General features: G+C 62.5%; 6 protein-coding genes and 2 pseudogenes. 4 read left to right on the forward strand and 4 right to left on the reverse strand.

Features of this window, described 5'->3' with window-relative positions:
• Window positions 1-81 precede the first annotated feature (81 nt).
• From recC to recD, 3 genes are read left to right on the forward strand one after another with little or no spacing between them, the layout of a single operon-like run.
• Entirely contained in the window at window positions 82-3,552 is a 3,471-nt protein-coding gene (gene recC, locus NVV94_RS03145; RefSeq protein ID WP_258445801.1) for an exodeoxyribonuclease V subunit gamma, read from the forward strand.
• Complete coding sequence (recB, locus tag NVV94_RS03150; RefSeq protein ID WP_258445802.1) at window positions 3,552-7,253, forward strand: exodeoxyribonuclease V subunit beta; 3,702 nt, start codon at window positions 3,552-3,554, stop codon at window positions 7,251-7,253. The genes recC and recB overlap by 1 nt, the downstream gene beginning before the upstream one ends.
• The gene (gene recD, locus NVV94_RS03155; protein WP_258445803.1) at window positions 7,250-9,340 is read left to right on the forward strand and encodes an exodeoxyribonuclease V subunit alpha; all 2,091 of its coding nucleotides are present in this window, start codon (window positions 7,250-7,252) and stop codon (window positions 9,338-9,340) included. Before recB ends, recD begins: the two co-directional genes overlap by 4 nt.
• An 18-nt stretch (window positions 9,341-9,358) precedes the next feature.
• On the opposite strand, the gene NVV94_RS03160 is transcribed toward recD, so the two are convergent.
• From NVV94_RS03160 to NVV94_RS03175, 4 genes and pseudogenes are all read right to left on the reverse strand, one after another.
• Window positions 9,359-10,918: an amino acid ABC transporter permease/ATP-binding protein gene (locus tag NVV94_RS03160; protein ID WP_258445804.1), complete on the reverse strand. Its 1,560-nt coding sequence runs from the start codon at window positions 10,916-10,918 to the stop codon at window positions 9,359-9,361.
• Between the two features lie 64 nt (window positions 10,919-10,982).
• The gene (locus NVV94_RS03165; protein ID WP_258445805.1) at window positions 10,983-11,780 is read right to left on the reverse strand and encodes an ABC transporter substrate-binding protein; all 798 of its coding nucleotides are present in this window, start codon (window positions 11,778-11,780) and stop codon (window positions 10,983-10,985) included.
• Between the two features lie 43 nt (window positions 11,781-11,823).
• Window positions 11,824-12,253: pseudogene (locus NVV94_RS03170) on the reverse strand (2OG-Fe(II) oxygenase family protein); the annotation flags it as partial.
• A pseudogene (locus tag NVV94_RS03175) lies at window positions 12,241-12,381 on the reverse strand (sugar phosphate isomerase/epimerase); the annotation flags it as partial. The pseudogenes NVV94_RS03175 and NVV94_RS03170, both read right to left, overlap by 13 nt.
• 509 nt (window positions 12,382-12,890) lie before the next feature.
• Between NVV94_RS03175 and NVV94_RS03180 the strand changes: the two are divergent.
• Complete coding sequence (locus NVV94_RS03180; protein ID WP_258445806.1) at window positions 12,891-14,414, forward strand: CoA-acylating methylmalonate-semialdehyde dehydrogenase; 1,524 nt, start codon at window positions 12,891-12,893, stop codon at window positions 14,412-14,414.
• Window position 14,415: the final 1 nt, after the last annotated feature.

Here is a 14,415-nt window from a genome sequence, read left to right on the forward strand (position 1 = left end):
CTCGCGACAGGATCTGACGGCCGGATTTGAGCCAAAAGTGATAAGGTTCGCCCCTATCAGCACAGCCTCAAGGGACGCCTCATGCCGCAAGCAAGCTCACTCACCCCGGGATTCATGGTGGTCCATGGCAACCGTCTGGATGAACTGCGCAGTCTGGTCGTGAGCTGGATGCGTCGCTATCCCCTGGCGCCGCTGGAAAACGAAATTGCCCTGGTGCAGAGCAACGGCATCGCCCAGTGGCTGAAGCTGGCCCTGGCCGAAGATCCTGGAGCGGATGATCAAGGCGGTTGTGGCATCGCTGCCGCCATCGACGTGCAACTACCCGGCAGTTTCATGTGGCAGCTGTACCGGATGGTCCTGGGTCGCGAAGAAATCCCCGAAAGCTCGTTGCTGGACAAGGCCCCACTGACCTGGCGTCTGATGCGCCTGTTGCCCGAGGTGATCGACCAGCCACACTTCGAACCCTTGCAGCGTTTTCTCGTCGACGACGCCGATCTGCGCAAGCGCTACCAATTGGCCGAGCGTCTGGCCGACCTGTTCGACCAATACCAGGTCTACCGCGCAGACTGGCTCGAAGACTGGGCCGCCGGTCGACATCAAGTGCGCAATGCCCGTGGCGAGAATATCCCCTTGGCCGAGGCCAACTGCTGGCAGGCCGAACTGTGGCGCGCGCTGTTGCTGGATGTCGGCACCGAAGGCATGGCCCAGAGCCGTGCCGGTGTTCATCAACGGTTTATCGAACGTATCAGGAACCTGAGCGAAGCCCCGACCGGGCTGCCCTCGCGCGTCATTGTGTTCGGCATTTCTTCTCTTCCGGCCCAGGCGCTCGAGGCCTTGGCAGGCCTGGCGCGCTTCAGCCAGGTGCTGCTGTGCGTACACAACCCCTGCCGGCACCACTGGGCCGATATCGTCGCCGACAAGGATCTGCTGCGCCATCAATACAAGCGCCAGGGCCGCAAAAGCGGCATGCCGAGCGTGATCGCCGCCGACGCCTTGCACCAGTATGCCCACCCGCTATTGGCTGCCTGGGGCAAACAAGGCCGCGATTACATCAACCTGCTCGACAGCTACGACAATCCCGACAACTATCGTTCGGCTTTCAGCGATAGTCGTATCGACCTGTTCAGCGACAATGACCCCAAGACCCTGCTCAACCAATTGCAGGACGACATTCTGGAACTGCGACCGCTGAGCGAGACGCGCCAGCGCTGGGAGCCCATCGATCCCGGCAAGGATCGCTCGGTACGTTTCCATGTCGCCCACAGCGCCCAGCGCGAAGTCGAGATCCTCCACGATCAATTGCTGGCCCGCTTCAGCGCCGACCCCACGCTGCGGCCTCGCGACGTCATTGTCATGGTGCCGGATGTCGACGCCTATGCGCCGCACATACGCGCGGTGTTCGGCCAGATCGGCCGCGACGACCGTCGCTTCATTCCCTTCACATTGACCGACCAGGGCCAGCGCGGGCGCGACCCGCTGCTGATCGCCGTCGAGCACTTGCTCAAGCTGCCCGATAGCCGTTTCCCCGTCAGTGAGATCCTCGACCTGCTCGACGTACCGGCGCTGAGGGCGCGCTTCGGTGTACAGGAGCGCGACCTGCCGACCCTGCATCGCTGGATCGAGGGTGCCGGCATTCGCTGGGGCCTTAACGCCGAACAACGGGCCGGGCTGGGTTTGCCCGCTGACCTTGAGCAGAACAGTTGGCGTTTCGGCCTGCGACGCATGCTGCTGGGCTATGCGGTCGGTGCCGGCGAGCCTTGTGACGGCATCGAACCCTACGATGAAATCGGCGGCCTGGATGCCGCGCTCATCGGCCCATTGGTCGCGCTACTCGATGCCCTGGAAGTCGCCCATCAGGCGCTTTTACGGCCGGCAACGGCGCAGCAGTGGGGTGAGCGTCTGCAAGCACTGCTGCAGGTGTTCTTCCAGGCCGACAACGAACATGACGACTATCTGTTGGTGCAATTGGAGGATCTGCGCGAGGATTGGCTGCAAACCTGTGAAGGCGTCGGCCTGCAGGACTTGTTGTCACTCACGGTTGTGCGTGAAGCCTGGCTGGCCGGCCTGGATCAGGGGCGTTTGTCCCAGCGCTTCCTTGCCGGCTCGGTGAACTTCTGCACCCTGATGCCCATGCGCGCGATTCCGTTCAAAGTGGTCTGCCTGCTGGGCATGAACGATGGCGACTATCCGCGTGCGCAGCCACCGCTGGATTTCGACCTGATGGGCCACGATTACCGCCCAGGCGACCGTTCGCGCCGCGAGGATGACCGCTACCTGTTGCTCGAAGCCCTGCTTTCGGCCCGCGATCAGCTCTACATCAGCTGGGTCGGCCGCAGCATTCGCGATAACAGCGAACGGCCGGCTTCGGTATTGATCGGGCAATTGCGCGACCATCTGGCCCACGGTTGGCAGCTGCTCACCGCCAGCGACGACAAGCGCGATGCCGGTGAGCAGCTGATTCACGCATTGACGGTGGAGCATCCCTTGCAGCCCTTCAGTGCGCGCTACTTCCATCAGGGCACCGGGTTGTTCAGCTATGCCCGGGAATGGCAGCAGTTGCACGCCGGGCCTCAAGCGGCACATGCCGCAGTCGGCCTGACCCCCTTCGAGCCCGAAGAGCCTTTGAGCCTGACTCAGCTACAGGACTTCTTGCGCCATCCTGTCCGTCACTTCTTCAGCCAACGACTGAACGTATTTTTCGAGTCGGCCGAAGCGCCCTTGGCCGACGAAGAGCCTTTCGTGCTCGATGCACTCGAGCGCTATAGCCTGAGCGAGAGCCTGCTCGGAGCGGCCATGGCCCGGCCCGCCGAGATCGAGCATGCACTCCAGGCCCAGGCCCGGCGACTTCAAGGTAGCGGCCTGTTGCCCATGGCCGGTTTCGGTGAGTGCCTGCAGGCGGAGTTGATTGAGCCACTGCCGGACCTGTTGCAACGCCATGCGCAGTTGTTGTCGCTATGGCCGACGCCGGTGAACAGCGCACTGCCGATCAGCTTCGAGTACCGGCAACTGGCACTCGAAGGCTGGCTTGGCGGCCTGCATCAACGCGCCGACGGTGGATTGCTCAGCATCACCACGATCCCCAACGCCATCGGATCAAGCCGCTCGCGCAAATGGCACCGTTTGATCCGGACCTGGGTCACCCATCTGGCGGCCTGTGCGGTTGGCTTGCCGCTCAGCAGCGCAGTGGTCGCCAGCGACGACACCCTGTTGCTGGCCCCGATCCCCCAGGCCGCTGCCCAGGAAACCTTGGGCAATCTGCTGCTGGCCCGGCAGGCGGGCATGTCCGAGCCACTGCCGGTGGCGGTGAAAACCGCGTTTGCCTGGCTGGCCCAGAACGATCCGGCGAAGGCCCAGGCGGCTGCCTGCAAGGCCTATGAAGGCGACGGCCAGACCAGCGACGGCGAGCGCCGTGAAAGTATGGCGCTGGCCCGGCAGTTCCCGGACTTTGCCGCCCTGACTGAAAGCGAAGAATTCGAAGGCTGGTGCGAGGCGTTGTACCGGCCGTTGTTCCAGGCCCCCTGGCAATCCTTGAGTGCCGAGGAGGCTCGCTGATGACTACCGATGCCATGAAATTGCCGCCACTGGCGCTGGCCTTTCCCCTGCACGGCAGCCAACTGATCGAAGCCAGCGCCGGTACGGGCAAGACCTTCACCATTTCCGCACTGTACCTGCGCCTTGTGCTCGGGCATGGCGGGCAGAATGGTTTCGGGCGCGAATTATTGCCGCCGCAGATACTGGTGGTGACCTTCACCGATGCCGCGACCAAGGAATTGCGCGACCGGATCCGAACCCGTCTGGCCGAAGCCGCCCGTTTTTTCCGCGCGGAGATAGCAGCGCCGGACGCACTGATCGAGCAGTTGCGCGAAGAGTTCGCGCCCGAACATTGGGCCGGTTGCGCAAACCGTCTTGATGTTGCGGCCCAATGGATGGACGAAGCCGCAGTGTCGACCATCCACAGTTGGTGCCAGCGCATGCTGCGCGAACACGCCTTCGACAGCGGCAGCCTGTTCACCCAGACCCTGGAAACCGATCACAGCGAATTGCTCGGCGAAGTGCTGCGCGACTACTGGCGGCGCTTCTGCTACAGCATGCACGGCGAGGCATTGAACTGGGTTCGCAGTCACTGGGGCAGCCCGGCTGCCTTGCTGCCCAGGGTTCGGGCCATGTTCGGCAAGCAGAAGGCCGGTACCGACAGTGACGAACCGACAGTTCTGATCACGGCCTGCCTGCAGCAGCGTGCCGATGCCTTGCGCGTGATCAAGGCGCCGTGGGTGCAGTGGTCGCTCGAACTGCGTGAGATCTGCAATCAAGGCCTGGCGAGCAAATCGGTCGACGGCCGCAAGATGCAGGCGCGTTTCTTCGAACCCTGGTTCGACAAGCTGACCGCCTGGGCACAGGATGAGGCCGAGCAAGAGCTGGACATCGGCACCGGCTTTATCCGCCTGACCCCGGACGGCATGGCCGAAGCGTGGAAGGGTGCAGCCCCCAGCCATCCGGCACTGGAGGCCATGCTCACCTTGCGTGACAGCCTGCAAGCCTTGCCTACTCCCGACGCCGCCGTGCTGGAGCATGCCGCACGCTGGGTCGGCGCACGTTTTGAAGAAGAGAAGCGCCGCCGCGCCGAAATGGGCTTCGACGATATGCTGCTCAGGCTCGACGCGGCCTTGCAGGGCGCCGGTGGCGAGCGGTTGGCGACGCTGATCCGCGAACAGTTTCCGGTCGCCCTGATCGACGAGTTCCAGGACACGGACCCGGTGCAGTACCGGATCTTCGAGCGCATCTATCACATCGAGGCCAACGACCCCAACAGCGGCCTGTTCCTGATCGGCGACCCGAAGCAGGCGATCTATGCCTTCCGTGGCGCCGACATTTTCACCTACCTGCAAGCCCGCCAGGCGACCGAGGGGCGCCTGCATACACTCGATACCAACTTCCGCTCCAGTCACGCCATGGTGGCGGCGGTGAACCATGTGTTCGCCCGTGCCGAAATGCGCGAGCAGGGGCGCGGGGCGTTTCTGTTCCGTCGGGATGGCGACAATCCGGTGCCTTTCATTTCGGTCAAAGCCCAGGGCCGCAAGGAAGTGCTGCAGGTCGATGGGCAGCCGCTTGCAGCGCTGCAGGTCTGGCAATTGCCCAGCGACGAGCCGCTGTCGGGCACGGTCTATCGCCAACAACTGGCAGCCAGCTGCGCGAGCGAGATCGTCCGCTTGCTCAACGGTGGCCAACAGGGCCTTTGCGGCTTCGCCCTGGCCGACCAGCCACTGTGCGGTGTGATGCCTTCGGATATTGCGATTCTGGTACGCGACGGCAACGAGGCCCAGGTCATCCGCAGCGAACTGGCCGCCCGTGGCATACGCAGTGTCTACCTGTCGGACAAGGACTCGGTCTTCGCTGCGCAAGAGGCCCACGACCTGCTGGCCTGGCTGCGTGCCTGTGCCGAACCCGATGCCGAGCGCCCGCTGAAGGCGGCCCTGGCCAGCATGACATTGAACCTGTCGCTGCCTGAGCTCGAGCAACTGAACCAGGACGAACGCGCCTGGGAAGCGCGGGTCATGCAGTTCCGCGATTACCGAGCGGTGTGGCGCAGTCAGGGTGTGCTGCCGATGCTGCGCAAGCTGCTGCACGACTTCAAGCTGCCCCAGGCGTTGATTACCCGCAGTGACGGAGAGCGGGTGCTGACAAACCTGCTGCACTTGTCCGAACTATTGCAGCAGGCCGCTGCCGAACTCGATGGCGAACAGGCCTTGATCCGTCATCTGGCCGAGCACCTGGCCTTGTCTGGCCAAGCGGGTGAAGAACAGATTCTGCGCCTGGAAAGCGACGAGCAACTGGTCAAGGTGGTGACGATCCACAAGTCCAAAGGTCTTGAGTATCCGCTGGTTTTCCTGCCGTTCATATGCTCCTGCAAGCCGGTGGACGGCAAGCGCCTGCCGCTGGCCTTTCACGACGCACAGGGCCTTGCACAGGTAACCCTGACGCCGACGGCCGAGCAGATCGAGCTTGCCGATGACGAACGCCTGGCCGAAGACCTGCGTCTGCTCTATGTGGCCTTGACCCGCGCGCAGCATGCCTGCTGGCTCGGCGTGGCAGACCTCAAGCGCGGCAATACCAAGGAGTCGATCCTGCATCGTTCGGCGCTGGGTTACTTGCTTGGCGCAGGCGCCGCGCTGGCTGAATCGGCCGGCCTGAGCCTCTGGCTGCGGGACCTGCAACAGGGCAGCACTGCCCTGCAGCTCGCCGAACTGCCAGCGGCGGACGAGCAACGCTTCACGGCGCCACGCAACGAGGCCACGCTACTGGCGCCGCGCCAACCGAAACGACGTGCCACCGAGCACTGGTGGATCGCCTCCTACAGCGCGCTGCGCATCGGCGAAAACATTACCCCCGGCAGCGACCAGTCGCCTGACAGCCCGCAGGCCCAGAAGCTGTTCGACGACGAACGACTCGACCCCCAGGCTGCCCGCGAGGTGATGCCCGACAGCGGGGATATCCATCGTTTCCCGCGCGGGCCAAACCCCGGCACCTTTCTCCATGGCCTGCTCGAATGGGCTGGCAAGGAAGGCTTCGCCCAGGTTTCGGCGAACCCGCAAGGCGCGCTCAAAATGGTCGCCAGCCGTTGCAACCGGCGCGGCTGGACGGGCTGGATCAACAGTCTCGGCGACTGGCTGCTGCACCTGATCAATGAGCCGCTACGCCTGACCGCCGAGGGCGCGCCGGTGGCGCTGAGCCAGCTGCGGCACTACCAGATCGAGATGGAGTTCTGGTTCGCCAGCCATAAGGTCGATGTCGGCGAGCTCGACACCCTGGTGAGCGAGCATACCCACCAGGGCGCCGTGCGCGCCCCCGCCGAAAGCGCGTTGCTCAATGGCATGTTCAAGGGCTTCATGGACCTTGTCTTCGAGCATGACGGCCGCTATTACGTCGCCGACTATAAGTCCAACTGGTTGGGCGCCGATGAGTCGGCCTACAGCGAGCAGGCGATGACCACCGCGATTCTCGACAACCGATATGACCTGCAATACATGTTGTACCTGCTGGCCTTGCATCGCCAGCTCAAGGCGCGGCTGCCCGATTACGACTACGACCGGCACGTGGGCGGCGCGTTGTTCATCTTCCTGCGCGGTACCCGTGCAGTAAGTCAGGGCGTGTATTTCACCCGGCCTCCCCGTGAACTGATCGAGCGGATGGATGCCTTGTTCCAGGGCGCCAGCCGTCAGCCGCAAGCCGACCTTATTCAGGGAGAACCCACATGAACCGTACACTGGTCGACCTGCTGCCGACGCCACTGGATGCCCAGAGCCTGGCGGTGCTTGAGCCATTGGCGCGCGGGGGAGACTTGCTCAAGCTGCTCGACCGCTGGGTGGAACGCGGCTGGTTGCGCGCCCTGGACCGAGCGTTCGTCGCCTTTCTTGGCGAGCGCGACCCACAAGGTCATCCGCTGGTGCTGCTGGCCGCTGCCTTGACCAGTCACCAACTGGGCCATGGTCATGTCTGCCTGGATCTGGGCGAGACCCTTGCCGCACCGGATTTCGCCTTGTCCTTGCCGCCTGAAGGCGATGCGTTGGCCGGTCCGCTGTTGCTGCCTTCGCAGTTGCTCGAGCATCTGGATGCGCACACCTGGCGCCAGACCCTGGCCGGCAGCCCATTGGTGGCGCTGGCCGGTGATGACAGCGCAGCCGCTCGACAGAGGCCGCTGGTGCTGTCCGGGCAACGCTTGTACCTGCGTCGCTACTGGGGCTTCGAGCGACGGATCGACAGCGCCCTGCGCGAGCGTCTGATTGAAGCCGAGGAGGTGCCAGGCGATCTGTCGGCACGCCTCGATCAACTGTTCCCCACCCGGGATGCCCAGATCGACTGGCAGAAACTCGCCTGTGCCCTGGCCACGCGGGGTGCGTTCAGTATCGTCACCGGTGGCCCGGGTACCGGCAAGACGACTACCGTGGTGCGCTTGCTGGCCTTGCTCCAGGCGCCGGCGGTGGAGGCGGGCAAACCCTTGCGCATTCGTCTGGCGGCGCCCACCGGCAAGGCGGCGGCGCGCCTGACCGAGTCCATCAGCCAGCAAGTGCAGAACCTGACGGTAACGGCGCAGGTACGCGAGAAAATCCCCACTGAAGTGACCACCGTGCACCGCTTGCTCGGCAGCCGCCCGAACACCCGGCATTTTCGGCACCACGCGGGCAACCCGTTGCCGCTGGATGTGCTGGTGGTCGATGAAGCCTCGATGATCGACCTCGAGATGATGGCCAATCTGCTCGACGCCTTGCCTGCCCATGCGCGCCTGGTGCTGCTGGGTGACAAGGACCAGCTCGCCTCGGTGGAAGCCGGCGCGGTACTGGGCGACCTGTGCCGGGATGCCGAAGCCGGTCGCTATAGCCCGGCTACGTGCGCCTGGCTGGAGCACGTCAGCGGTGAGAGCCTGGCCCAAGGCGGCCTGCAGGAGGGCAGTGACCAGGCTTATCCGCTGGCTCAGCAAGTGGTGATGTTGCGCCACTCGCGTCGCTTCGGCCAGGGCAGCGGCATCGGCCAGTTGGCGCGGCTGGTCAACAGTCAGAATGCCGAGCAGGCGCGAGAACTGTTGGCCGCTGGCACCCACGCCGACCTGTTCGACCTGGCCCTGCGCGGCGAACAGGATCGGGCCCTTGAACGCCTGCTGTTGCAAGGGCACGGTCGTGGCAACGATGGCCCGCAAGGCTATCGGTATTACCTGGGGGTTATCCACAGCGCCCGGCCAACCGGGCAGGCGCCGGCCGATGATCCGTGCTGGCGCGAATGGGCACGCTCGGTGCTGCAGGCCTTCGAGTCATTCCAATTGTTGTGCGCCGTGCGCAAGGGGGCATGGGGTGTCGAGGGCCTGAACCAGCGAGTCACGCGGGCGCTGTTCGCGGCCCGGCTGATCGAGAGCGAAGACCTCTGGTATGAAGGCCGCCCGGTACTGATGACCCGCAACGACTACGGATTGGGGCTGATGAATGGCGACATCGGTATCGCCCTGCGCATGCCCGACGACGAGGACAGCCAGCGACAGGTGCTGCGGGTCGCATTCCCGCGCAACGATGGCAAGGGCGGGGTGCGTTTCGTGCTGCCAAGCCGGCTCAACGATGTGGAGACGGTCTATGCCATGACGGTGCACAAGTCCCAGGGCTCGGAGTTTGCCCATACCGCGCTGATTCTGCCGGATGCATTGAACCCGGTGCTGACCAAGGAACTGATCTACACCGGGATCACCCGCGCCAAGCATTGGTTCAGCCTGATCGAGCCTCGCCAGGGCGTATTCGAAGAGGCAGTACGACGCAAGGTCAAACGCCTCAGTGGCTTGATGCTGGACCTCACCGCCAGCTAGCGGTGAGGTCCAGGGTCACTATTGCGCGAGGATGGTCCCCAGCTCGCTGGGCTCCTCGGCTTTCGGTGAGGCATCGATGCCCATGAAGCGCCGGACCCGCTCGCCGGACGCATCGGTACGGATCGTACTGGGTGCGGCGTCCAGTTGGATGTTGCCGTTTTCCATGAAAATCACCCGATCGGAGATGGACATGGCGAAGTCCATTTCATGGGTGACGATCAGCATGGTCATGCCTTCCTTGGCCAGGTCGCGGATCACATTCAGCACATCGTTGACCAGCTCAGGGTCCAGGGCCGAAGTCGGTTCGTCGAACAGCATGATCTGCGGTTCCATCGCCAAGGCCCGGGCGATCGCCACGCGCTGTTGCTGGCCGCCGGAGAGCTGGTGCGGGTACTTGTGGGCATGGGTCAACAGGCCGACCTTGTCCAGCAGCGCGTAGGCGCGGTGTTCGCTCAGCTCTGTCGGGTTGCCGTGGTAGCGCGGCGCCAGGGTGACGTTGTCGAGAATGGTGCGATGGGGGAACAGATTGAAGTTCTGGAACACCATGCCGATGTGTCGTACGCCGCGACGCAGCAGGGCGCTATTGGGCTTGTCCGTCGGGCTGATGAACTTCTCGCCGAACAGCATAATGTCGCCCTTGTCGATGCTTTCCAGGCCGTTGACGGTGCGAATCAGCGAGGTCTTGCCTGAACCCGACGGGCCGATGATCGAGACCACTTGGCCGTAGTCGACGTTCAGGTCGATGCCCAGCAACACTTTATGCGTGCCATAGCTCTTCTCGATGTTCTGCAGCTGCAGGATCGGTGCGGTGCCGGCGTTGGCTGGCTTGCGGGCACTGTCGGGCAAGGCTTCGGCGCTGGCCTTGAGTTTTGCTACGGCGGCCTCGTCAAGCGTGTGCGGCTTGCGGAAGTTCAAATCCAGGTGCCGTTCCAGGCGTTGCAGGAACCAGCCAAAGACAGTGACGATCAACACGTAATACACCGCCACGGCGGCGAGGGTTTCCATGACCAGGAAGTTGGTCGCGTAGAGGCGTTGGCCGACCGTCAGGATTTCGGTCAGGGAGATCACCGAGACCAGCGACGTCAGCTTGACCACCGTGATGTATTCATTGATCAGCGTGGGCAGCGAGATACGGAACGCCTGGGGGATCACTATCAATCGCTGCAAACCGAACAGGCCGACACCCAGGGCGCGCCCGGCTTCCTTCTGGCCCTTGGCGACCGATATCAAGCCGCCGCGATGGATTTCCGCCATGTACGCCGCCTCGGTGACCACCAGGGCCAGCAAGCCGGAATAGAAGGGGTTGGAAAGAATAGGGCCACTACCCGGAAACAGCTGCGGCAAGTTGTAGACGAAGACCACCAGCACCAGCAACGGGATGCTGCGGAAGAACCAGATATAGACCGCCGCGGGAATGCGCAGCAATGGCGATTGGGAGAGCTTGGCCGTCGCCAGCAAAAAACCGAGCAGCATGCCGAGGAACCAGGCCAGGGCACTGAGTTGGACGACCGTGACACAGGCTTTCCAGAAGTCCGGCAGGGAGAACAGGGAAAAGAAGTACGACCATTCGAATTGCATAGAACACCTCAAACTGCCGCCCCTGGGCAGGGGCGGCAGACGACCAAACTATAGGGGCAGGTTCTTAGTTGGCAGTCGGTTCTTCCAGGCCGTACTTTTTAAGAATAGCTGCGTACTCACCGCTCTTTTTGGTTTCCTCGAAAGCCTTTTGCACGGCCTGGTAGGTCGCGTCGTTGCCTTTCTTGACGAAGATGCCGAGGGTTTGCTGATAGATCGGATGCTCGGTGGTGATCACCACCCGGCCGTTGGTTTTTTCGGCGATCATTTTTGCGGCACCGGCGATTTCAACCTGGGCCTCGATGTTTTTGGACAACAGCGCCTGGGTCACCTCTGGAGCGGATGGGTATTCGCTGACGGTGATGGCGCCTTTGTTGTTCGGTACGCAGTAGGTCTCGGAAAGTTTCCTGAATTCCTTGACCCAGGTCGTGCCTTGTTCCAGGCCAAGTTTCAGGCCGCAGAGGTCTTCAGGCTTTTGCGCCTTGATCGGGCTGTCCTTGGGGACCATGACCGCGGCGCCGGTATTGGCATAGGCGATGGTCTGGGCCTGGGTCTGGCGCTCGGGGGTGATGTACATGCCGGAAATGATCGCGTCGTACTTCCCGGAGTTCAGGCCGAGGATCAGGCTTGGAAACTTGGTGTCGACGAATTCCACCTTCGCGTTCATGTGCTTGGCCAGGGCTGTGGCCAGCTCAGGGTCGGAGCCCACGACGTTTTTATCCTTGTCGTAGGACTCGAAGGGTGGATAGGTGATTTCCATGCCGACCTTGAAGGTGTCCGAAGCGGCCATGGCCAGTGATGCGCCGAGCATGCCGGCGGCGAGCAGAGACATACGTGCAAGGGTGTTTTTATTGTTGTTTTTCATTTTTACAGACTCCGGCGTAGGTAAGTGTTGCTGAAAACGTCAATCAGGACGGTTGCGCCTGATTTTTCAGGTGTCCGAAACTCGAAGGCTTGCGTGCCTTCTCCGGCAATTTGACTTCTCCATTTGCCACCCGCTTGCGCAGGTATTGATAGGTCTGCAGTGCCTGCCCATACATGTGTTCACCGATAGCGATTTCCTCGTAATCCCTGTCTGCCTGGGCGAAGGCAGGCAGCGGCAATCGGTGGTGCGTCGATCCACTGGTCAAGGTCGTTCATCACTTCCAGGCCCGGCTTGTCGGCCAGCAGGATGGTGAAGCACTCGTAGTCGGTATGCGCACCGATGCCCGGTGCATCCTGGGCGGCGCCATCGAAGGGGTAATGAATCAGCCGAAGCTTGGACGGCGGGCGGGTGACCATGCTGTCGAAATAGTCTTCCTCAAGACCCAGCGCCAAGGCGAAACCGCGACAAACTCTGCCCGCTCGCGCGCCTCCAGTGGCAGGCGAGCTTCCATGCCGTCAAAGCCGGCCTGCAGCAGTTCTTCGAGTGCCTGGGCCTTGCTGGCGGTGTAGCCCCACAGTGTGCGGAAAATTTCCAGCTTCATCGGTGATCCTCAAAAATCCCTTGGCCTACTGAAAAAGCACAACGACGGCGGCAAGCCGGTCGGCGATCAATGGGCAGCAACAACAGATGATTTTTGAGCCGGATCTCTGCGTATCTGGTCCCACCAAGCGACGCCGTGGGTCGTTCGCTCTGGTGTTGATGGTAGGCACAGGGTGGCGGGTTGAAGAATCCAAAAGATCAAATCAATACTTCAGATTTTTCTGAATAAATAGCTTGCATAATTAATGCGGATTATTGACGTCAAAAAGGCTAAGAAAGGCGTCTATGTTGGCTGTTCGCAAGAGTGCCATTATTGAGACATTATTTTGAATGGATCCAAGCGAAGCCCTGCGGAGCATACAGGCGTTATGCTTTTTTGCCTGGTTGGCAGGGGTTTATGTACAGGTTTATCAGATGCTTGCGCGTCTATACTCAAAATCAGACCCATCCGTGGCGCAACACCTTCCCCCGTGCTTCGACATCTCCGCAACAATAACCAGGAGAATTCTCATGAGCGCATCCCCGCAATCCGACCCGAAGGTCGAAAACGTTAAACTGCTGATCGACGGCCAGTGGGTCGAGTCGAAAACCAGCGAATGGCGCGACATCATCAACCCGGCTACCCAGCAGGTCCTGGCCAAGGTCCCGTTCGCCACCGGCGAAGAAGTCGACGCTGCCGTTGCGGCGGCCCAGCGTGCCTTCAAGACCTGGCGTGCCACACCGATCGGCGCGCGCATGCGCATCATGCTCAAGTTGCAGGCGCTGATTCGTGAACACTCCAAACGCATCGCCGTGACCCTCAGCGCCGAGCAGGGCAAGACCATCGCCGATGCCGAAGGCGACATCTTCCGCGGCCTGGAAGTGGTCGAACATGCCTGCTCGATCGGCAGCCTGCAGATCGGCGAGTTCGCCGAGAACGTTGCCGGTGGCGTCGACACCTACACGCTGCGCCAGCCGATCGGTGTCTGCGCGGGCATCACCCCGTTCAACTTCCCGGCCATGATCCCGCTGTGGATGTTCCCGATGGCAATCGTCTGCGGCAACACCTTTGTGCTCAAGCCTTCCGAGCAGGACCCGATGTCGACCATGATGCTGGTTGAGCTGGCAGTCGAAGCCGGTGTGCCGCCTGGCGTGCTGAACGTGGTGCATGGTGGCAAGGACGTGGTCGATGCGATTTGCACCCACCCGGACATCAAGGCCGTGTCCTTCGTCGGTTCGACCGAAGTCGGTACCCACGTCTACAACCTGGCCGGCAAGCACGGCAAGCGCGTGCAGTCGATGATGGGCGCGAAGAACCACGCCGTGGTGCTGCCCGATGCCAATCGCGAGCAGACCCTCAATGCGCTGGTCGGTGCCGGCTTCGGTGCGGCCGGGCAACGTTGCATGGCCACGTCGGTGGCGGTGCTGGTGGGCGGGGCACGCAAATGGCTGCCCGAGCTCAAGACACTGGCGGAAAAACTCACGGTCAATGCCGGCTCCGAACCGGGCACGGATGTCGGCCCGCTCATTTCCAAGCGGGCCAAGGAACGCGTGCTCGGCCTGATCGAAAGCGGCGTGCGCGAAGGCGCCAAGCTGGAACTGGACGGGCGCGGCATCAAGGTGCCGGGTTACGAGCAGGGCAACTTCATCGGCCCGACCCTGTTCTCCGGTGTGACTACCGACATGGAGATCTACACCAAGGAAATCTTCGGCCCGGTGCTGGTGGTGCTGGAAGTCGATACCCTCGACGATGCCATCACGCTGGTCAACCGCAACCCCTACGGTAACGGCGTTGGCCTGTTCACCCAGAGCGGTGCGGCGGCACGCAAGTTCCAGAACGAGATCGACGTGGGGCAGGTCGGAATCAACATTCCGATCCCGGTTCCGGTTCCGTTCTTCAGCTTCACCGGTTCACGCGGCTCCAAGCTCGGCGACCTGGGACCGTATGGCAAACAGGTGGTGCAGTTCTACACCCAGACCAAGACGGTCACCAGCCGCTGGTTCGACGATGAAAGCGTCAATGACGGTGTGAACACCACCATCCACCTGCGTTAAG

It is taken from the genome of Pseudomonas sp. LS1212 (assembly GCF_024741815.1).
GTDB lineage: Bacteria > Pseudomonadota > Gammaproteobacteria > Pseudomonadales > Pseudomonadaceae > Aquipseudomonas.

Coding starts and splice junctions, on each gene's coding strand:
- recC (WP_258445801.1), top strand. CDS start 82: ATGCCGCAAGCAAGCTCACTCACCCCGGGATTCATGGTGGTCCATGGC.
- recB (WP_258445802.1), top strand. CDS start 3,552: ATGACTACCGATGCCATGAAATTGCCGCCACTGGCGCTGGCCTTTCCC.
- recD (WP_258445803.1), top strand. CDS start 7,250: ATGAACCGTACACTGGTCGACCTGCTGCCGACGCCACTGGATGCCCAG.
- NVV94_RS03160 (WP_258445804.1), bottom strand. CDS start 10,918: ATGCAATTCGAATGGTCGTACTTCTTTTCCCTGTTCTCCCTGCCGGAC.
- NVV94_RS03165 (WP_258445805.1), bottom strand. CDS start 11,780: ATGAAAAACAACAATAAAAACACCCTTGCACGTATGTCTCTGCTCGCC.
- NVV94_RS03180 (WP_258445806.1), top strand. CDS start 12,891: ATGAGCGCATCCCCGCAATCCGACCCGAAGGTCGAAAACGTTAAACTG.